Annotated in this window: 16 protein-coding genes; 11 read left to right on the top strand and 5 right to left on the bottom strand. The window is 68.2% G+C overall.

Going from position 1 to position 18,601, the window contains the following annotated elements; all coding sequences use genetic code 11:
- Genes LSI54_RS07540 through LSI54_RS07530 form a run of 3 tightly spaced genes read left to right on the top strand, consistent with a single transcriptional unit; the run spans position 1 to position 1,991 of the window.
- Positions 1 to 543 (top strand): HIT family protein, encoded by a 543-nt coding sequence (locus LSI54_RS07540; protein WP_241464835.1) that lies wholly within the window; start codon positions 1 to 3, stop codon positions 541 to 543.
- A complete protein-coding gene (gene pgsA / locus LSI54_RS07535; RefSeq protein WP_241464834.1) occupies positions 544 to 1,158 on the top strand; it encodes a phosphatidylinositol phosphate synthase in 615 nt (204 codons plus the stop codon).
- A 35-nt stretch (positions 1,159 to 1,193) separates the two neighbouring features.
- Positions 1,194 to 1,991: a DUF429 domain-containing protein gene (locus LSI54_RS07530; protein WP_241478068.1), complete on the top strand. Its 798-nt coding sequence runs from the start codon at positions 1,194 to 1,196 to the stop codon at positions 1,989 to 1,991.
- A gap of 142 nt (positions 1,992 to 2,133) precedes the next feature.
- Here LSI54_RS07530 and LSI54_RS07525 read toward each other — a convergent pair whose 3' ends face one another.
- Positions 2,134 to 2,544 carry a four-helix bundle copper-binding protein gene (locus LSI54_RS07525; protein ID WP_241478067.1) on the bottom strand — a complete coding sequence of 137 codons (411 nt, stop codon included), beginning with the start codon at positions 2,542 to 2,544 and terminating at the stop codon, positions 2,134 to 2,136.
- A 308-nt stretch (positions 2,545 to 2,852) separates the two neighbouring features.
- Positions 2,853 to 5,036 (bottom strand): M3 family metallopeptidase, encoded by a 2,184-nt coding sequence (locus tag LSI54_RS07520; RefSeq protein WP_241478066.1) that lies wholly within the window; start codon positions 5,034 to 5,036, stop codon positions 2,853 to 2,855.
- A 103-nt stretch (positions 5,037 to 5,139) separates the two neighbouring features.
- On the opposite strand from LSI54_RS07520, the gene LSI54_RS07515 reads away from it, so the two are divergent.
- From LSI54_RS07515 to LSI54_RS07480, 8 genes are all read left to right on the top strand, one after another.
- Positions 5,140 to 5,898 (top strand): YebC/PmpR family DNA-binding transcriptional regulator, encoded by a 759-nt coding sequence (locus tag LSI54_RS07515; protein ID WP_241464830.1) that lies wholly within the window; start codon positions 5,140 to 5,142, stop codon positions 5,896 to 5,898.
- Positions 5,899 to 5,946: 48 nt separating this feature from the next.
- Positions 5,947 to 6,666 (top strand): crossover junction endodeoxyribonuclease RuvC, encoded by a 720-nt coding sequence (ruvC, locus tag LSI54_RS07510; protein WP_241471044.1) that lies wholly within the window; start codon positions 5,947 to 5,949, stop codon positions 6,664 to 6,666.
- An 81-nt stretch (positions 6,667 to 6,747) separates the two neighbouring features.
- Positions 6,748 to 7,356: a Holliday junction branch migration protein RuvA gene (ruvA, locus tag LSI54_RS07505; RefSeq protein WP_241471045.1), complete on the top strand. Its 609-nt coding sequence runs from the start codon at positions 6,748 to 6,750 to the stop codon at positions 7,354 to 7,356.
- Between the two features lie 38 nt (positions 7,357 to 7,394).
- On the top strand, positions 7,395 to 8,387 hold the full coding sequence (ruvB, locus tag LSI54_RS07500; RefSeq protein ID WP_241478152.1) for a Holliday junction branch migration DNA helicase RuvB: 993 nt from the start codon (positions 7,395 to 7,397) through the stop codon (positions 8,385 to 8,387).
- A gap of 77 nt (positions 8,388 to 8,464) precedes the next feature.
- Positions 8,465 to 8,806 carry a preprotein translocase subunit YajC gene (gene yajC / locus LSI54_RS07495; protein WP_241464827.1) on the top strand — a complete coding sequence of 114 codons (342 nt, stop codon included), beginning with the start codon at positions 8,465 to 8,467 and terminating at the stop codon, positions 8,804 to 8,806.
- A 10-nt stretch (positions 8,807 to 8,816) separates the two neighbouring features.
- Positions 8,817 to 10,802, top strand: a complete 1,986-nt coding sequence (secD, locus tag LSI54_RS07490; RefSeq protein ID WP_241478065.1) for a protein translocase subunit SecD — start codon at positions 8,817 to 8,819, stop codon at positions 10,800 to 10,802.
- Positions 10,802 to 11,929 carry a protein translocase subunit SecF gene (gene secF, locus LSI54_RS07485; protein ID WP_241478064.1) on the top strand — a complete coding sequence of 376 codons (1,128 nt, stop codon included), beginning with the start codon at positions 10,802 to 10,804 and terminating at the stop codon, positions 11,927 to 11,929. Before secD ends, secF begins: the two co-directional genes overlap by 1 nt.
- A gap of 158 nt (positions 11,930 to 12,087) precedes the next feature.
- The gene (locus LSI54_RS07480) at positions 12,088 to 14,379 is read left to right on the top strand and encodes a RelA/SpoT family protein (RefSeq protein ID WP_241465095.1); all 2,292 of its coding nucleotides are present in this window, start codon (positions 12,088 to 12,090) and stop codon (positions 14,377 to 14,379) included.
- 33 nt (positions 14,380 to 14,412) lie between these two features.
- Here the strand turns inward: LSI54_RS07480 and LSI54_RS07475 are convergent, their stop codons facing one another.
- From LSI54_RS07475 to alaS, 3 genes are all read right to left on the bottom strand, one after another.
- Entirely contained in the window at positions 14,413 to 15,138 is a 726-nt protein-coding gene (locus tag LSI54_RS07475; RefSeq protein ID WP_241478063.1) for a hypothetical protein, read from the bottom strand.
- A 122-nt stretch (positions 15,139 to 15,260) separates the two neighbouring features.
- Positions 15,261 to 15,788, bottom strand: a complete 528-nt coding sequence (gene ruvX, locus LSI54_RS07470; RefSeq protein ID WP_241464806.1) for a Holliday junction resolvase RuvX — start codon at positions 15,786 to 15,788, stop codon at positions 15,261 to 15,263.
- The gene (gene alaS / locus LSI54_RS07465; RefSeq protein WP_241478062.1) at positions 15,781 to 18,480 is read right to left on the bottom strand and encodes an alanine--tRNA ligase; all 2,700 of its coding nucleotides are present in this window, start codon (positions 18,478 to 18,480) and stop codon (positions 15,781 to 15,783) included. The genes ruvX and alaS overlap by 8 nt, the downstream gene beginning before the upstream one ends.
- Positions 18,481 to 18,601 lie beyond the last annotated feature (121 nt).

The following is an 18,601-nucleotide window of genomic DNA, read 5'->3' as shown; positions in this document are numbered from 1 at the left end:
GTGGGGTCCGAAGACGAGTTTGAACTGGCAGGCGTGCCCGACGCCTTCCAGCGCCTCTGGACCCCGCACCGTGCCGCCTACCAGAAGCGCGGCCAGGACCAGGTCAGTGGTTCCGAGGACTGTCCCTTCTGCCAGGGTCCTCAGCGCAGCGACGAGGAGTCACTGATCGTCCACCGCGGCGAGCGGTGCTTCGTGCTGCTGAACCTCTATCCGTACAACCCCGGCCATCTGATGGTCTGTCCCTATCGGCACGTCCCGGATCTCACCGACCTCGACGCCGAGGAAGCCGGGGAGTTCATCGCCCTGACCCAGCAGTGCATGCGCGTGCTGCGCGCGACGGCGAACCCTGGGGGGTTCAACCTCGGGGTGAATCAGGGCAAGGTCGGCGGGGCGGGCATCGCGGTTCACCTGCATCAGCATGTGATCCCGCGCTGGAACGGGGACACCAACTTCATGCCGATCGTCGCGCATACGAAGAACATCTCGCAGACGCTGGGGGAGACCCGCGCCATGGTGGCCGAGGCCTGGGAGGCGAACCGCTAGATGCTGAACCGATACGCGCGCGCCTTCTTCGGCGGGCTGTTCACCCCGATCGCCAAGGCTCTGCTGAGACTTGGCATGACCCCGAACATGGTCACGGTGATCGGCACTATCGGGGTCTGCCTGGGCGCACTGGTCTTCTACCCGATGGGGGAGCTGTTCTGGGGCACGGTGTTCATCACCGTCTTCGTCTTCTCCGATCTCATCGATGGTCTGATGGCCAGGATCAGCGGCAAGGGCTCTGTGCTGGGCGGCTTCCTGGACTCCTGCCTGGATCGGGTCCAGGACGGCGCGGTGTTCTTAGGACTGCTGATCTGGTTCTTCACCGGCGGAGACCACATCTGGCTCGGCATCGCCTCGGCATTCTGCCTGCTGGCGGGCAATCTGGTCTCCTATGTGCGGGCAAAGGCTGAGGCGTTGGGCTACACCGCCGATGTCGGCATCGCCGAACGCTCCGAGCGCATGGTCCTGACCCTGGTGTTCACCGGCTTCACAGGTCTGGGCCTGCACTCCTCGGTGCTGCTGGTGGTGCTGACCCTGCTCGGAATCGCCTCGGTGGTCACCATCGCCCAGCGCTTCCGCGCCGTCATCGCGCAGACCGCCGCCGCGACCGACTGACCCCTCAGGCGAGGTGATTGGGTAGCGTCGTGGTCATGAGCGATCTCCCTATGCGTACAGCCGGAGTCGATCTGGCCGCCGAGAACAAGGGGACGGCCCTCGCCCTCATCGCGTGGACCCCCGAACGTGCCCGCTTGGAGCAGCTGACTCTCAATGTCGACGACGCGGAGATCACGGACGCCGCAGCGGGGGTCGCGAAGATCGGGATTGACTGTGCATTCGGCTGGCCCGATGAGTTCGTCGCATTCGTCGCCGACCACGCGAACCTCGCGCAGCCTCAAGTGCCGGACGGGCGGATGGCATGGAGGCGAACGCTCGCGTTTCGTGAGACCGACCGGCATGTCCGCGAGAAGATCGGTCGGTGGCCGCTCAGCGTCTCGACCGACCGGATAGGTCTGACGGCGATGCGCTGCGCCGGTCTCCTCGGTCGACTCGCGGCCAGCGGACTGGTCGTCGACAGGTCGGGACGGGACGGCGTCGTCGTGGAGGTGTACCCCGGCGCGACGCTGCGGCTGTGGCAGTGGGAGATTCGGGGATACCGGACAGATCCGCAGGTGCGCCGCTCACTGGTCCGGCGGATGCAGCGGGATGCGCCCTGGTTCGATCTCGGTGAGCACGCGGAGCTCATGGTGGAGTCCACCGACGCCTTCGACGCTGTCGTAGCCGCCCTCGCCGCACGCGCTGCCGCAGTCGGACGGTATGAGCCTCCGCCGTCGAAGCATCAGGAGCGAGCCGAGCGGGAGGGCTGGATCGTGCTCCCGTCCTGTGCGCTCGGCGCCTTGCTCTCACCTCCACACGCCTCAGAACGACCGTTGTCCTACACCGTGACCTGACGGCGGTCGAGGACGCGAAAGACACCACCGTTCCGGCCTAGGGCACTGGGACCGAATCGCAGGTATGTATTCTTCGGGTTCTGCGACTTGGGCCCCGGGAAGGCCGCGCCAGTCCGCCCGTGGGAGATGCCCGGTATGTCACCTACCCCAGGGAGGCCAGCAGGTCGGCGCAGGCCTGCTCGCAGCGTCGGCACGCCTCGGCGCAGATGCGGCAGTGTTCGTGGTGGTCTGCGTGCTGGGAGCACTCGTCTGCGCAGGATCTGCACGCAATGCCGCACGCTTCCAGGATGGCGCGGACGGCATCGATGTTGTTGCCGGTCTGCCGCAAGAGGACGTTGCCGGTCGCCGTGCAGATATCGGCGCAGTCGGCGTTTCTCCTGATGCAGGTGGTCAGCTCTGCGACCATGTCTTCGGCGAGGCACGCGTCGGCGCAGGCAGTACAGGTTTGAGCGCACTCGAAACACGCTTCGATGCACTCAGCAAGCTTCTGCTCGTCCACCCACTCAATGGTTCTGGGGTGGGTGTCCAGCATTGATGTCACGTGGTGAGTCATGGTGCTGCTCCTTCTCTCACACTGCGGCTCAGGCGGTATAAGGATCTGGTGCTCGGCGGCTTCGAAGCATGCCGTCGGAGACACAGTAGCGTGGGCCCGAGGATTAGGGAACGGCGCTGGACGGGGCTGCGTCGTCCGGCGCAGCGGCTGGTCCGGCCGGCAGTGAGCATGAGCGTCACGGGACATGCTCCCGCGGCCTGCCACCAGGAGGCACTCCGCCGTCCATTTCGGCTCGGTGCGCTCCCCCTTGCGCATGAAGGTCCGACCCCGGTACTCCACACCGCCGACCCAGCTTCAGGGTCCCAGCCTCAGAGTCCCAGCTGGCGCAGCAGGGCTTCCATCCCAGGCTTCCTGCCGAAGGTGATCCGGTAGGACTCCAGCGGGTCCCGAGTGTTCCCGCGTGCCAGCAGCTCGCGGCGCACATGGGATCCGGCCGCAGCCAGCGCCTGGTGACTCTGCTCGGAGCTGTCGTGTGGGCCCAGCTGCTCGCGGTACCACTGGGAGGCGTCGGCGGCGAGCACCTGGGCCCACAGGTAGGAGTAGTACCCGGCGGCGTAGCCGGATCCGGCGAAGATATGTTTGAAGAAGCCGGTCCCGTACCGCGGGGGCACTAGCGGGTGATCCAGCCCCCAGGCCGCCAGCGCGGCGGCGGAGAAGGCTTCAGGATCGTCGGCGGCGGCCTCGGCCCCTTCCACCGTAAGCGTGTGCCAGGCCAGGTCCAGGACGACGGCGGCCACGTGTTCGAACGTGCTGAACCCCTTGCCCCAGAGATCCTCCGCTGCCGGCGCCTGCCCGGCCTCGGTGAGGCCCCCGCTGAAGAGCTCCTGGAAGATCTCATTGACCTGGGACGGGAACTCGACGTTGTCGCGCGGCACCGCAGTGCCGGAGAGCTCCTCGAACTCCGCCTCGGCGAGCAGGCCGTGCAAGGCGTGGCCGAACTCATGGAAGAGCGTGCGCATGGCCGTGCGTGTCAGTGCGGCCCTCTCCCCGGGGGCCGGGGCGGTGATGTTCAGCGCGTTGATCACCACCGGCGCGGAACCGGTCAAGGTCGAGGCAACCGAGAAGGAGTTCATCCATGCCCCGCCGGATTTGCTCGGCCGAGCATAGAGGTCCAGCAGGAACAGGCCGATGCCGGCACCGCGGCGCTGCACTGCGGAGTGCTCGAACACCTCGAAGGAGCGCGCCCCGGGGGCGAAAGCGGGCAGGTCATCACGTTCGACCACCGTGATGCCGTAGAGCCGGGACGCCGCGTCGAAGACCCGGCGCAGAGCCTCCTCCAGGGGCACATCCTGCCCCTGAGTCGCTGCTGCGTGCCGGCTCGTGCTGTGCATCTCATTCGAGTTCCGCTGCTTCGCCGCGGCAGCGAGGCCGAAGCTGATGTCCCAGGGCTGGAGCTCTTCGGTGCCGTCTGACTGGGCGCCGTCAGGGTCCCCCGAGTGGGCCTGCCCGCCCTCAAGCACCCCAGTCTCACGCAGCGTCAGGATCTCGGTGTCGAAGCGAGCCAGGGCGCCGTCGGCGATGGTGCGCAGCATCGCCTCGATGCTGGCGCGGTCCTCGGCCGTCCGCGAAGGCAAGACGCTGTCCAGGTGATGCTCGAAGCCGAGCATCCGCGCGCGGCGCGCCCGCAGCACAGCGATCTGCCCACCGATCTGACTGGTCGTCCGGCCCTGGGCGTCGGTCAGGGTGCCGCGGGCGACGGAGGCCTGGTGCAGCCGACGGCGCGAGGAGCGCCGGGACATCCGTTCCAGAGGTCCCTGCTGGACAGGAAGGTTCAGGGGCAGCAGCGCTCCGCTGCTGTGGCCTGCCTCCCGCGCCGCAGCCTCCGCGGCGGCCAGCTCCTGGTCGCCGAGTCCTTCCAGCTCCGCTGGATCGGAGAAGAAGGCCGCGTGGGCGGCAGCCTCATGCCGTTGCAGCTGTTCATAGGCGGTCTCAGCGGCGGTGAGCTCGAGGTTGAGCGCGCGCAGCTGGTCCTGAGTGACCTCCTCAAGCCCAGCACCGGCGGCCCGGGCGTGGTCAAGGGTCTTCTGCAACATCCTCCGCTGCTCCGCGGTGGCCCTGGTGCGCCCCTCCGCGAGAGCAGATTCCAGGGCGGCGAGGCGGCGGAAGAGCCCGGGGTGCAGCGTGAGCCAATCCCGGTGCCCGGCCAGCTGCCGGGCCATCTCCCGCTGGACCTGCTGTCGCTCATGCGTGGCGTGCACCGAGAACATGCAGGAGGACGCCCGCTCCACACGGGAGAGCAGCCGATGGGAGCGGCCCAGCGGGTGCAGCACGGTGGACACCTCAGCGGGGGAGACGTCGGCGGCGATGGCCTCCACCGCGTCGCGCTGGGCGGTGATCCCGGCTTCCAGCGCAGGCAGCCAGTGCTCGTCCCGGACCAGGGAGAGGTCAACCAGCCCATAGTCCAAGGCGCCGTCCGCGAGCAGCGGATTCTCCGCAGCCGGCTCGATCGTCGTCGTGCCGTCCACAGCTGCCGGGCGCTCGGTGTGCTCCATGAGACTCAACGTCCTCTCCGATAGGCTGGTGGAAAGACTATACGACGGTTGCTTCGGGCAACTGTTAACTCTGATCATTCGGACGTCATTCACGAGGAGAACCATGGCCGGCCATTCCAAATGGGCCAACACCAAGCACCGCAAGGCTGCTGTGGATGCCAAGCGCGCCAAGCTCAACGGGCGCTATATCAAGCAGATCGAGGTGGCGGCGCGCAACGGCGGCCCCGACCTCGCCGGCAACCCCGGGCTTGAGCTCGCCGTCTCCAAGGCGAAGAAGAACTCCGTGCCCAACGACAACATCGACCGGGCCATCAAGCGCGGCGCGGGACTCTCCGGGGACAGTGTGGAGTACGAGGAGATCACCTACGAGGTGCGCGGCCCGCAGGGCTCCGCCCTGCTCGTGGAGTGCCTCACCGACAACCGCAACCGCGCGGCTTCGGAGGTGCGCATCGCGGTGACCCGCTCCGGGGGCACCGTCGCGGACCCCGGCTCCGTGGCCTACATGTTCCAGCGCAAGGCCGTGGTGCAGCTGCCCAAGGCCGAGCTGAGCGAGGACGATGTCCTGGCCGCGGTGCTCGAGGCCGGCGTCGAAGACCTCATCGAACACGACGCCAGCTTCGAGATCCGGGCTGAGCCGCAGGACCTGCACGCGGTGCTCAAGGGCCTCGAGGAGGCCGGTATGAGCTGGGACAACGACGAGGTCGAGTTCGTCTCCGATGTCACCGTGGACCTCGACGTCGACGCCGCCAAGAAGTTCTTCAAGCTCCACGACGCGCTGGAGGACCTCGACGACGTGCAGAACGTGCACACCAACGCAGACCTCAGCGCCGAGACGCTGGCCGCCCTCGAGGCCGAGGACTGAGGCAGGCGCAGTCCCCATGCCTGAACAGACGATGATGCGGGGGCCGCGATGAGCCCGGCGGGCGTCGTCTCGGGCACCGCCGGAACCTCACGGACCGCGCAGCGGATCCTCGGGGTGGACCCTGGACTGACCCGCTGCGGCTTCGCCGTGGTGGAGATGAACCTCAACCGCACCGGCGAGTCCCTCCACGTGGAGGTCACCGGCACCAAGGCCGCGCAGGACCTCGCCGAGCGGATCCTGGCGATCCAGCGCTCCGCAGAGGCGCTGCTGGACCGGTACGCCCCGGACGTCCTGGCCATCGAGCGGGTCTTCGCGCAGAACAATGCGCCCACCGTGGTGGCCACCGCCCAGGCCTCCGGCGTGATCATCGCCGCCGCCGCCGCGCGGGGGATACCCGTGGCCTGGCACACCCCCTCGGAGGTCAAGGCCGCCGTCACCGACGACGGCAACGCCGATAAGCAGGCAGTGGCCCGGATGGTGCAGCGGATCCTGAAGCTCCCCGGCCTGCCCACCCCGGTGGACGCCACCGACGCCTACGCGGTGGCCATCTGCCACGGCTGGCGCTCCGGGATCGGAGCGCGGTTCAACATGTCGGGCTCCACGCAGACCCACCAGGGCGCCACCACCGCGCTGCAGCGTGCCCAGCAGGCAGCAAGTTCGAAGCCTGCCGGTTCGAAGTCTCCTGGGCCGAAGAGCGGAGCCAGGTCCGGCGCCGCGCTGACTCCCGCCCAGCGCGCCTGGATGGAAGCCGCCAAGCGGGCGCGCTAGAGTGTTCGAATACATGTTCTAATGGCGCCGGGGGCACCCCTGGTCCGTGACCAGTCGCCAGCGGCGACGGTGAGGTGAAAAATGATCTCTTCCATCCGTGGCGACGTGCTCCACGTCGGCACCGACCACGCAGTGGTCGAGGTCTCCGGCTTCGGCCTGCACGTCTCGGCCACCCCAAGGACCCTGGGAGAGCTGCACCGCGGAACCGAGGCCCGTCTGCACACCAGCTTCGTGCCGCGTCAGGACGATGCGCCGCTGCTCTTCGGCTTCTCCGAGCTCTCCGAGCGGATCATCTTCACCACTCTGGTCTCGATCTCCGGGATCGGACCCAGGATGGCGCTTGCAGTGCTGGCCGTGCACACTCCGCACGAGGTCCACCAGGCGATCGCCGAGTCCGACACCGCCGCATTCACCAGGGTCCCCGGCATCGGGAAGAAGACCGCGCAGCGGATCCTGCTCGAGCTCGCCGGCAAGCTGGTGATCGACGAGCCCGCCTCACCGGCGGCCGCCGCACCCGCTGAGCCTGAGGTGGCCGTACAGGTCCGTGAGGCGCTGGTCTCGCTGGGCTGGACCGAGAAGGACGCCCGCACCGGCGTGGAGAAGCTGCTGGCCGCTCAGCCGGAGCTCGTCGAGGCCGATGTCTCCACCGTGCTCCGGCAGGCGCTGCGCAGCCTCGGAGGTGCCCGGTGAGCGCAGAGGCTCCCCGCGAACTGGTGGGCGGCAACTCGATGACCGAGGAGCGCGCCATGGAGGCGGCGCTGCGCCCGAAGGCGCTGAGCGACTTCGTCGGGCAGCAGACGGTGCGCCGTCAGCTCTCCCTGGTGCTGGAGTCCTCCCGGATCCGCGGCACCGCCTCAGACCATGTGCTGCTCTCCGGGCCTCCCGGTCTGGGCAAGACCACCCTGGCGATGATCATCGCCGCGGAGATGAACGCCCCGCTGCGGATCAGCTCCGGACCGGCCATCCAGCACGCCGGGGACCTCGCCGCGATCCTGTCCTCGCTGACCGAGGGTGAGGTGCTCTTCCTCGACGAGATCCACCGCATGTCCCGGCCGGCAGAGGAGCTGCTCTACATGGCCATGGAAGACTTCCGGGTCGATGTGATCGTCGGCAAGGGCGCCGGCGCGACATCGATCCCGCTGGAGCTGCCGCCCTTCACCCTGGTGGGGGCCACCACCCGCGCGGGCCTGCTTCCCGGGCCGCTGCGCGACCGGTTCGGCTTCACCGGGCAGCTCGAGTTCTACAGCACCGACGAGCTCGAACTGGTGCTGCGCCGCTCCTCCTCGATGCTGGACATGAACGTCGCCGGTCAGGGATTCGCCGAGATCGCCGCGCGCTCCCGCGGGACCCCGCGCATCGCCAACCGGCTGCTCCGCCGGGTGCGGGACTGGGCGCTGGTCCACCGCGTGCCCCAGGTGGATCGGGCGACCGCCGCCGAGGCGCTGGAGATGTACGAGGTCGACGAGCGCGGCCTGGACCGGCTGGACCGGTCGGTGCTCGAGGCGCTGTGCCTGAAGTTCAACGGCGGGCCGGTGGGACTCTCCACGCTCGCGGTCCTCGTGGGGGAGGAGACAGAGACCGTGGAGACGGTGGCAGAGCCATACCTGGTGCGCGAGGGCCTGCTCGCCCGCACGCCGCGCGGGCGCGTCGCCACTGACCAGGCCTGGCGGCATCTGGGACTGACTCCGCCGGAGCGTCACCCTGATAGTCTGTCGGGTTGAATGCCCGGCCAGCTCCCACGGGTTGAAGATCCGCCAGCTGGCCGAGAACATCCCGCGACGAGAGATTGGCCCGATCCGTGAATGCTTCGCTCTACTACGCCCAGCTGTCAGCCGCTGAAGGCGGCGGCGGCGGTCCCGCGCTGGACCCGTTCCTGCTGATCATGATCGCCATCCTGGCGATCTTCATGTTCCTCACCTTCCGTCGTGGGAAGAAGATGCGCGACGAGCAGACCAAGGCCCGCGGCGGCGCCGTGGTCGGTGCCCAGGTGGTCACCGCCGGCGGAATGGTCGGCACCGTGGTGTCCCGCGATGAGGAGGCCCAGCGACTCACCCTGGAGTTCAGCTCCGGTGACCGCGTGGACTTCCTGATCGGCGCCATCCAGCAGGTGGTTGAACCCGCCGCCACCACAGAGGACTGATCCTCCTCCTATGGCTCCACGCACCCCCGTCGCGAAAGCTCGCGGCGCCCTGATCGCTCTGCTCGTGCTCCTGCTCGGCATGGGCGGGCTTCTTGCCTTCGCCGTACAGGATGACCGCGCCCAGTGGGCGCCGCTGCTCGCCCTGGACCTCGAAGGCGGCACCCAGATGGTCCTCTCACCACAGGTCGAGGGGGATGCGCAGATCGACGGCGAGCAGCTGGACCAAGCGGTGGAGATCATCCGTCAGCGTGTCGACGGCTCCGGCGTCACCGAATCCGAGATCGCCACGCAGGGCGCGGAGAACGTCGTCGTGGGCATGCCCGGCGTGCCCGACGAGGAGACCCGAGATCTGATCCAGGCCTCGGCGAACATGGAGTTCCGTCCCGTGATCCAGGTGGAGCAGGATCTCGACTTCCTGCAGCAGACGCTGCTCGACGACGAGGACCTCACCGAGGAGGAGGCCGAGGCGCTCGAGGAGGAGCTCGCGGCCACCGAGGAAGAGGGCGACGATGCACCGGCCGCTCAGCCCGAGGACTTCGAGGAGCCCACGGCGGAGCCGGAGAACGGCTCGGACCCGAACTGGATCACCCCCGAGGTCGCGGCCGATTTCGCGAACTTCACCTGCAGCACCGAGATCAGCCTCGAAGAGCGCGCCGCCGCAGCCGACGACGAGCCGCTCAGCGCCTGCGATCCCAATTCTGGCGTGAAATACCTGCTGGGGCCGGTGGAGGTCCCCGGGACCAACATCGCCGACTCCAGCTTCGGGATGGAGCAGTCACCCGGTGGCGGGTCCACCGGGCGCTGGGCCGTGACCATCAACTTCGACTCCGAGGGCACGGAGTCCTTCCGCGACACCACCACCCGCCTGGTCAACCTCGAGGCTCCGCGCAACCAGTTCGCCATCATGCTCGACGGGCAGGTCATCTCTGCCCCCACCACGCAGGCAGCGATCGTCGACGGCCGCCCGCAGATCACCGGTGACTTCACCGAGGAAGAGGCGCGCGGGCTCTCCGAACAGCTGCGCTACGGCTCGCTGCCGATCAGCTTCGAGATCGAGTCTGAACAGCAGATCTCCGCCACGCTCGGCGAGGAGCAGCTGCGGCTCGGCCTGATGGCCGGCATCATCGGCCTGGTCCTGGTCGCCGGCTACGCGTTGTTCCAATACCGTGCACTGGGCCTGGTCACGATCGCCTCGCTGGTGGTCGCCGGCGTGATGACCTGGTGGGCCATCGCCCTGCTGGGCTGGACCGACGGATACCGGCTCTCCCTCGCCGGCATCGCAGGCCTGATCGTCTCGATCGGTCTGACCGCGGACTCCTTCATCGTGTACTTCGAACGCGTCAAGGACGAGCTGCGCGAGGGGAGATCTCTGCCCGGCGCCGTGGAGGCCGGCTGGGCCCGCGCCCGACGCACCATCCTCGCGTCCAAGGCCGTGAACATCATCGCCTCCGTGGTGCTCTACCTGGTGGCCGTGGGCAACGTGCGCGGCTTCGCCTTCACCCTCGGTCTGACCGCGATCATCGACATCATCCTGGTGTTCCTCTTCACCCACCCGCTGATGCAGCTGCTCGCCCGACGGAAGTTCTTCGCCGCGGGCAAGCGGTTCTCCGGGCTCTCGGAGAAGGAGCTCGGGGTGGACGTGCTCTACCGCGGCCGTGGCCGCTTCGCCCGCAGCAGCGTGGTATCGGCAGGACCGGCGGGACCGATGACCCCGCGCGACTCCACCGCAGACCCCGGCGGTGGAGGGCTCCGGAGCAGTCCGCTGCCCAGATCGGCAGAGAGCCCCGACGACGTGCGGGAGGCCCGGATCCGGGAGCTGCCAGAGATCTCAGATCACGAATGGGGCCAGATGACCATCGCCGAGCGACGCCGCGCACGCGCCGCCGCAGCCCGACAGCGCAGCTCCGAGACGACACCGAACGACTCAGACACGCCGGATGAGCGCCTGACCCCGCGTGAGACTGTGACATCTAGTGAGACCGAGGAGGACCGCTGATGGCTGCAGGATTCGCCAAGACCGGCAACCAGCTCTACACCGGTGAACGGTCCTACCCGTTCATCCAGCGATCAAACCTCTGGTTCCTGGTCGCCGGGATCCTGGTGCTCGCCTCGATCGCCGTGCCGTTCTTCCGCGGCGGGTTCAACCTCGGGATCGAGTTCACCGGCGGTTCGGAGTTCACGGTCTCGCAGACCGACAACACCGAGATCGCCGTCGGTGAGGACGCGGTGGCAGACATCTCCGGCCAGGAGGCCGTGGTCACCAACGTCGCGCCGAACACCGTGCGGGTGCAGACCGCCGAGCTCAGCGACACCGAGACCCTGGAGGTCGCCGAGGCGCTCCAGCAGGGCTACGGCGTCTCCGCCGAACAGGTCAGCTCCACCTTCATCGGCCCGGTCTGGGGCGAGCAGATCTCCCAACAGATGCTGCTGGGCCTGGTGATCTTCGTGGTGCTCGTCGCGCTCTACATGGCGTTCTACTTCCGCACCTGGACCATGTCCCTGGCCGCGATGCTCGGGCTGGGCTTCGTGGTGATCACCACGGTGGGCATCTACTCGCTCACCGGATTCGAGGTGACGCCCAGTGCGATCATCGGATTCCTCACGATCCTCTCCTATGCGCTCTACGACACCATGGTGGTCTTCGACAAGATCCGCGAGAACCTGGAGCCGCTGAAGGACCAGAAGGACCAGACGTTCACCGAACGGGTCAACCTGGCGGTGAACCAGACCCTGGTCCGTTCGCTGAACACCTCCGTGGTGGGCATCCTGCCGGTCGGCTCGATCCTGTTCATCGGCTCGATGCTGCTCGGGGCCGGCACGCTGCGCGACATCTCGCTTTCGCTCTTCGTCGGCATCATCGTGGGCACCCTGGCCACGATCTTCATCCAGGCCCCGCTCTACGCCCGGATGCGCCGCAACGACGGCGACATCAAGGCCCACACCGAAGAGGTGCTGAGGCTCCGCGCGCTCCGCGGCGTGCACGCGGTCACCTACTCCGGCACCGCGCTGGACGAGGACGGCCGTCCGGTGAAGTTCCCGCCTCTCCCAGAGCCCGAGCCGGAGGATGAGCTGGAGGAGGAAGACGGCTACCAGGTCCTCATACAGGCCCCGCACGAGCACTGAGTCTCAACAGTGCCCAGAATGGGGCTACAATTGCCGACACGCCGTCTTCAGCATCCCGGCTCAGCCCTAGGGAAAGCAGGTCCGCACTGGTGAACGAGGAACGCCCGGCAGCAGAGGGCACCACGCGGCTCGCCGCAGCGAGCGCGGCCTCACCGCCCGTGGTCCGACGAGCGCGCGCCGTCGGAGTGGTCAGTGATGAGGCCTCTTCCTCGCCGCTGCTCGAGCCGCTCCTGCGCGCCATGCGGGCCAACGATTCGCAGCAGGACTTCCCGCTGGTGCAGCGCGCCTTCGAGGTGGCCAATCACCACCACCGGGATCAGAAGCGCAAGAGCGGTGACCCCTACATCACCCACCCGGTGGCCGTGGCCACCATCCTCGCCGAGCTCGGCCTCACCGGCTCCACCCTGGCCGCGGCGCTGCTGCATGACACGGTCGAAGACACCGAGTACTCGCTGGAGCAGCTGACCAAGGAGTTCGGCGAAGAGATCGCGCTGCTCGTCGACGGCGTCACCAAGCTGGACAAGCTCAAGTTCGGCGACGCCGCGCAGGCCGAGACGGTGCGCAAGATGGTCCTGGCCATGGCCAAGGACATCCGGGTGCTGATGATCAAGCTCGCCGACCGGCTGCACAACGCGCGGACCTGGCGCTACGTGGCCGCGGAGTCCAGCGCCCGCAAGGCGAAGGAGACCCTGGAGATCTTCTCCCCGCTGGCCCACCGGCTCGGGATGAACACCATCAAATGGGAGCTCGAAGACCTCTCCTTCGCCGCCCTGTACCCCAAGGTCTATGAGGAGATCGTCCGACTGGTCGGGGATCGCACCCCGCAGCGTGAGAAGTTCCTCTCCGAGGTCCGCGAGACGATCGCCGACGACCTCAACGAGGCGTCCATCTCCGCGACCATCACGGGCCGTCCCAAGCACTACTATTCGATCTATCAGAAGATGATCGTGCGCGGCAAAGAGTTCGACGACATCCATGACCTGATGGGTGTGCGGGTGCTCGTGGACACCATCCGGGACTGCTATGCGGTCCTCGGTGCTCTGCACGCCCGCTGGAACCCGCTTCCGGGGCGGTTCAAGGACTACATCGCGATGCCGAAGTACAACATGTACCAGTCGCTGCATACCACTGTGCTCGGCCCGTCGGGCAAGCCGGTGGAGATCCAGATCCGCACCCACGAGATGCATCGCCGCGCCGAGTACGGCGTGGCCGCACACTGGAAGTACAAGCAGGACTTCTCCGCCACGGCGCCGCATTCGGCGGTCAACCAGCCCGCTGGTGGATCCCTCGCCGGGACCGCGACCCAGCAGTCCCAAGCCACCGAGGACATCGGCTGGCTGAGATCGCTGGTGGACTGGCAGTCCGAGACGAAGGATCCCGACGAGTTCCTCGATTCGCTGCGCTTCGAGATCAACGCCAAGGAAGTCTTCGTCTACACCCCCAAGGGTGAAGTCATGGCCCTGCCGGCGGGCTCCACCCCGGTGGACTTCGCCTACGCGATCCATACCGACGTCGGACACAAGACGATCGGGGCGAGGGTCAACGGCAAGCTGGTGCCGCTGAACTCCGAGCTGCAGCACGGAGACTGGGTGGAGATCTTCACCTCCAAGTCCGAGACTGCGGGTCCCAGCAACGACTGGCTGATGTTCGTCAAGAGCCCACGGGCGCGGAACAAGATCCGACACTGGTTCTCCAAGGAGCGCCGCGAGGAGTCGATCGAGCGGGGCAAGGAGAGCCTGACCAAGGCCATCCGGAAGTCCCAGCTTCCGCTGCAGAAGGTGATGAACCCCGAGGTCCTCGACACCGTCGCCAGGCAGCTGCACTACACCGAGGTCGCCGGGCTCTACGCCGGGGTGGGGGAGGAGCACGTCTCCACCCAGAACGTCATCGAACACCTCACGGCGCTCTTCGAACCCGAGGAGGAGGAGTCCGAGGAGCACGACACCACCCCGATCACCTCCCCCGGCACTCCGACCAACCAGTACTCCGACGCGGGAGTCATCGTCAAGGGTGCCGGGAACGTGCTGGTCAAGCTGGCCCGCTGCTGCACCCCGGTGCCGCCGGATGAGATCGAAGGATTCGTCACTCGAGGCCAGGGGGTCTCGGTGCACCGCGGAGACTGCCGCAACGTCCAGCAGCTGCGCGAGCAGCCCGGACGTCTGGTGGAGGTCGAGTGGGCGCCGACGAAGTCCTCGGTGTTCCTCGTCGAGATCCAGGTCGAGGCGCTGGACCGCAAGTCGCTGCTCTCGGACGTGACCCGGATCCTGGCCGAGTCCCAGGTCAACATCCTCTCCGCCAGCGTGCAGACCTCGCGGGACAGGGTGGCGATCTCCCGTTTCTCCTTCGAGATGGGGGACCCCCGCTACCTGAACCACGTGTTGAACTCCGTGCGCCGCATCGACGGCGTCTATGACGTCTACCGCACCGTGGGAAAGCGCCGGGAACACTGACCCTGGGGCTGGCGGGCATTCGTCGAGAGTCGTTCACCCGCTGAACACCCGGGCGGCGAGCAGCCCTTCGATCCGGTCCCGGCGTCTGCGTGAGCCATCATCTCTTCCGTCATGGTGCCCACCGAGCTGAGCCTGGATCTGCTGGAGAAGAGCGGCCGGCTGAATCTGCTTCGGGTTCGCGACGCAGAGCCGCCGGATCGCCGCCCACCGCTGCGCGCACCCGTCATTGCTGCCTGCGCCGTTGGTGGGAGCTGGGCCTGGGTTGGAAGCCGCGGCAGGTCTGGACGCTGCGCGCGGCGCATCCAGGGCTCGGCGGCTCTGCACGGTGCCGATGCCCAGAAAGATGTCGGCCGCGGTGCGCAGCGGCGTGGTGACCGGCACCCCCTGCAGCTCGAGCTGGTCATCGGGCGAGAGCGGCACCTGGTGGACCTGCCAGGGGATCGGACCCGCCGTGCGGCGCCGATACACCCCGGCGGTGATCACGGTGATCCGTGAGGGTGCCGTCCCGGCGCCCAAATGCACCCATGCGGCGGATTCCCCGCAGAGCACCGCGTGGGCGCGCAGTGAACCGCTGAGCAGCGCCCGGCAGGCCAGGGCTCTCAGCCTCGGAGCGTCCGGCAGTGCGGTGCAGGCGTAGAGGTCGCCCAGCAGGGGACGCACGGCGCCTTCAAGGACCATGGCGTGGAGTTCGGCGGCCGAGAACCCTGATCCGGGGCGGTAGAGGCCCTGGGGAAGACTCTGGACTGTGTCGGTGCGCATGCTCACAGCCTCCCCGAAGGCACGGCCGGGCGCACCGGTCTATGCCCAGTTGTGGAGGAGCCCCGCGATTCGGTCCGGGGTGGCACAGGCTGTGGAGAGCGTCGCCGGCTGGCAGGGCGCTGTCAGGGTGCGGAGACCGGTGTTCCGGGTTCCCGTCCCCAGGACTGACGCAGGTCCAGGGCGTGGGTGAGGATCTCCACGGCCGCGGCCTGGTCGATACGAGTCCGCTGATCCTTCGAGGCCACACCGGAGGCGCGCATCTTGGTCGCGGCGGAGACCGTGGAGAGCCGCTCATCGATGAGATAGACCTCGGTCGGCAGCTCGGCGGCCTGGATCATCCCGGCGAGCTGACCGGCGTAGTCGCGTGCCTTCTGCGTGGAGAGGGTCTCGCCGCCGGAGAGCGAGAGCGGCAGCCCGACGTAGACGGCACGGGCCTGTCGGTCCTTGATGATGGTGATCAGCATGGTCAGATCCGAGGCCCGGTTGGGGTCACGGCGCAGCGTCATCACCGGGGTGGCGATCAGCGCGTCGGGATCTGAGGAGGCCAGCCCGACGCGGGCGTCGCCGACGTCGATGCCCAGCCGCACCCCGGCCCTTGCTGTCGGGCGGGGGGCGCTGGCCGAAGAATCTCGTTCTGGCTGCTCAGTCACGCTGGCCCACCGTCGAGGTGACTTCCTGCAGTGCTGTGGGGATCTTGGAGGCATCCTGGCCGCCGCCCTGGGCGAGGTCGGCCTTGCCGCCGCCTCCGCCGCCGAGCACCGCGCAGGCGCGCTTGACCAGGTCACCGGCAGAGACTCCCTGTTCGCGGGCGGCCTCGGTGGTCGCCACCACGATCACCGGTCGGCCCTTGGCCTCACCGGCCACCGCAACGGCGGCCGCGCGGGAGCCGAAGCGTCCGCGCAGGTCCAGCGCGAGGGCACGCAGATCATCGGCGCCGGCCACGGCGCCGGCGTTGTGCGCGAGCACATCGACACCACCGGCGTCCACGGCCTGGGACAGCAGCTCGCCGGCCTTGGCCCGCAGCTGCGCGCTGCGCAGCTTCTCCAGCTCGCGCTCCACGTCCTTGAGCTTGGCCAGGGTCGCGGCGATGCGGTCGGGAACCTGGTCCGCCGGGACCTTGAGCATCTCGGTGAGCTGGTTGACCAGGGTCCGCTCGGCGGCGAAGTGGTGGAACGCGTCGAGCCCGACCAGCGCCTCGACGCGTCGGTTGCCCGCGCCCACGGAGGCCTCGGACATCAATGCGAGGGTGCCGATCTCGGCGGTGGCGTCGACGTGGGTGCCGCCGCAGAGCTCACGGGACCACGCCCCATTGATCTCGACCATGCGGACCTCATTGCCGTACTTCTCGCCGAAGAGCATCATCGCGCCCAGGGCCTGCGCCTCCTCCAGGGAGGTGACGCGGGTCAGGACCTCGTAGTTGTCCCGGATGGCGAGGTTGGCGGCGGCCTCGAGCTCCTGTCGGGCGGCGCCGCTCATCGCGGCCTCGGAGGTGAAGTCGAAGCGCAGGTAGCCTTCCTTGTTGAAGGAGCCGGCCTGCACTGCCTCGGGCCCCAGCACGTCGTGCAGCGCGGCGTGGATCAGGTGGGTGCCGGTGTGTGCCTTCTCCGCGTCCAGCCGGCGGCGCACATCGATGGCGCCCAGCGCCTCGGCGCCGGCGGGCACCTCCCCGGAGAGGACCCTGGCGCGGTGCACCGAGAGGCCTCTGATCGGGGACTGCACGTCGATGACCTCGAGCTCGAAGCCGTCACCGGTGATCCGCCCCGTGTCGGGGGCCTGACCGCCGGCCTCGGCGTAGAAGGGGGTGGCGTCGAGGACCAGCTCGATGTCCTCTCCCGCGGAGGCGCTCTTCCGCGCCTCACCGCCCACCAGCAGTCCGCGGATCCGGGACTCCGTGGTGTGTTCTGTGTATCCGGTGAAGTGGGTGGGGGAGTCGGCGCGCAGCTCCTGGTAGACCTGGGTGTCGGCGTGCCCGGACTTCTTGCCCTTGGCGTCGGCCCGGGCGCGCTCGCGCTGCTCGGTCATGAGTTCGCGGAAGCGGGTCTCGTCGACCCCGACCCCGGCCTCGGCGGCCATCTCCAGGGTCAGGTCGATGGGGAAGCCGTAGGTGTCGTGCAGCGCGAAGGCGTCGGCGCCGGTGACGGCTGCGCCGGCGGTCTGCGCGGTGCTCACGGCGGAGTGCAGCTTGGCGGTGCCGGCGGAGATGGTGCGCAGGAAGGCCTGCTCCTCCTTGACCGCGGTCTGGTGGATCTTCTCGAAGCCGGTCTCGACCTCGGGGTAGACGCCCTTCATCGCGTCCTTGGAGACGCCGACCAGTTCACCGAAGACCGGCTGCTCCACTCCCATGAGCCGCATCGCGAGGATCACCCGGCGGATCAGGCGGCGCAGCACGAAGCCGCCGCCTTCATTGGAGGGGCGGACCCCGTCGGAGATGAGCATGAGCGAGCTGCGCACATGGTCGGCGATCATTCGCAGCCGCACATCGTTGGCGTGGTGCGGGTCGGCGGGATCCTCGGTGGAGGTGTACTCGATGTCGGCGAGCTCCGCGGCGCGGTCGAGCACCGGGCGGACCTGGTCGGTCTCGTACATGTTCTCCACGCCCTGGAGCACCATCGCGAGGCGCTCGAGGCCCAGGCCGGTATCGATGCTCTTGTTCTGCAGCGGGCCGGCCACCTCGAACTCGGTCTTCGAGTGCACGGCGGAGAGCCGGTACTGCATGAAGACCAGGTTCCAGATCTCCACGTAGCGGGTCTCATCGGCCGCTGGGCCGCCCTCGACGCCGTAGGCGGGGCCGCGGTCGTAGTAGATCTCAGAACAGGGGCCGCCGGGGCCGGGCTGGCCGGTGTTCCAGTAGTTGTCCTCGGGGCCGAAGCGCTGGATCCGGGCCTCGGGGACTCCGACCTGGTCGCGCCAGATGGCGTAGGCCTCGTCGTCGTCCTGGTAGACGGTGACCCAGAGCCGCTCGGGATCGAGCCCGTAGCCGCGCACGCCCGTCACCGGGTCGACCTCCCGGGGGTGGGTCAGCAGCTCCCAGGCCATCGGGATGGCGGTCTCTTTGAAGTAGTCGCCGAAGGAGAAGTTGCCGCACATCTGGAAGAAGGTGCCATGGCGGGCGGTCTTGCCGACCTCTTCGATGTCGGCGGTGCGGATGCACTTCTGCACGGAGACGGCACGTGCGTAAGGGGGCTTCTCGGTGCCCATGAAGTACGGGATGAAAGGCACCATCCCGGCGATGGTGAACAGCACCGAGGGATCCGGGGAGATCAGTGATGCTGAGGGGACGCGCTCATGCCCCTTGGCGGCGAAGTAGTCGTACCACGTCCGGGCGATGTCCTCGGTCTTCATGAGTTTCTCGGGTCCTCCTGCTGATGGTCGCTGCGAGTCGGCCGTCGAAGTCTCATGTCTGTGACTTCGCCGGATCTGCGCCGGGACCAGCTTAGTGGAAACACAGAGCCCGCTGCGGCCT

It is taken from the genome of Nesterenkonia sp. AY15 (assembly GCF_022565855.1).
GTDB lineage: Bacteria > Actinomycetota > Actinomycetes > Actinomycetales > Micrococcaceae > Nesterenkonia.
This window is presented reverse-complemented; position numbering and strand designations above follow the sequence as displayed.

What these genes read in the sequence shown, in the direction of transcription:
- pgsA (WP_241464834.1), top strand. Translation starts at nt 544, where the DNA reads ATGCTGAACCGATACGCGCGCGCCTTCTTCGGCGGGCTGTTCACCCCG.
- LSI54_RS07530 (WP_241478068.1), top strand. Translation starts at nt 1,194, where the DNA reads ATGAGCGATCTCCCTATGCGTACAGCCGGAGTCGATCTGGCCGCCGAG.
- LSI54_RS07525 (WP_241478067.1), bottom strand. Translation starts at nt 2,544, where the DNA reads ATGACTCACCACGTGACATCAATGCTGGACACCCACCCCAGAACCATT.
- LSI54_RS07520 (WP_241478066.1), bottom strand. Translation starts at nt 5,036, where the DNA reads ATGGAGCACACCGAGCGCCCGGCAGCTGTGGACGGCACGACGACGATC.
- LSI54_RS07515 (WP_241464830.1), top strand. Translation starts at nt 5,140, where the DNA reads ATGGCCGGCCATTCCAAATGGGCCAACACCAAGCACCGCAAGGCTGCT.
- ruvC (WP_241471044.1), top strand. Translation starts at nt 5,947, where the DNA reads ATGAGCCCGGCGGGCGTCGTCTCGGGCACCGCCGGAACCTCACGGACC.
- ruvA (WP_241471045.1), top strand. Translation starts at nt 6,748, where the DNA reads ATGATCTCTTCCATCCGTGGCGACGTGCTCCACGTCGGCACCGACCAC.
- ruvB (WP_241478152.1), top strand. Translation starts at nt 7,395, where the DNA reads ATGACCGAGGAGCGCGCCATGGAGGCGGCGCTGCGCCCGAAGGCGCTG.
- secD (WP_241478065.1), top strand. Translation starts at nt 8,817, where the DNA reads ATGGCTCCACGCACCCCCGTCGCGAAAGCTCGCGGCGCCCTGATCGCT.
- secF (WP_241478064.1), top strand. Translation starts at nt 10,802, where the DNA reads ATGGCTGCAGGATTCGCCAAGACCGGCAACCAGCTCTACACCGGTGAA.
- LSI54_RS07475 (WP_241478063.1), bottom strand. Translation starts at nt 15,138, where the DNA reads ATGCGCACCGACACAGTCCAGAGTCTTCCCCAGGGCCTCTACCGCCCC.
- alaS (WP_241478062.1), bottom strand. Translation starts at nt 18,480, where the DNA reads ATGAAGACCGAGGACATCGCCCGGACGTGGTACGACTACTTCGCCGCC.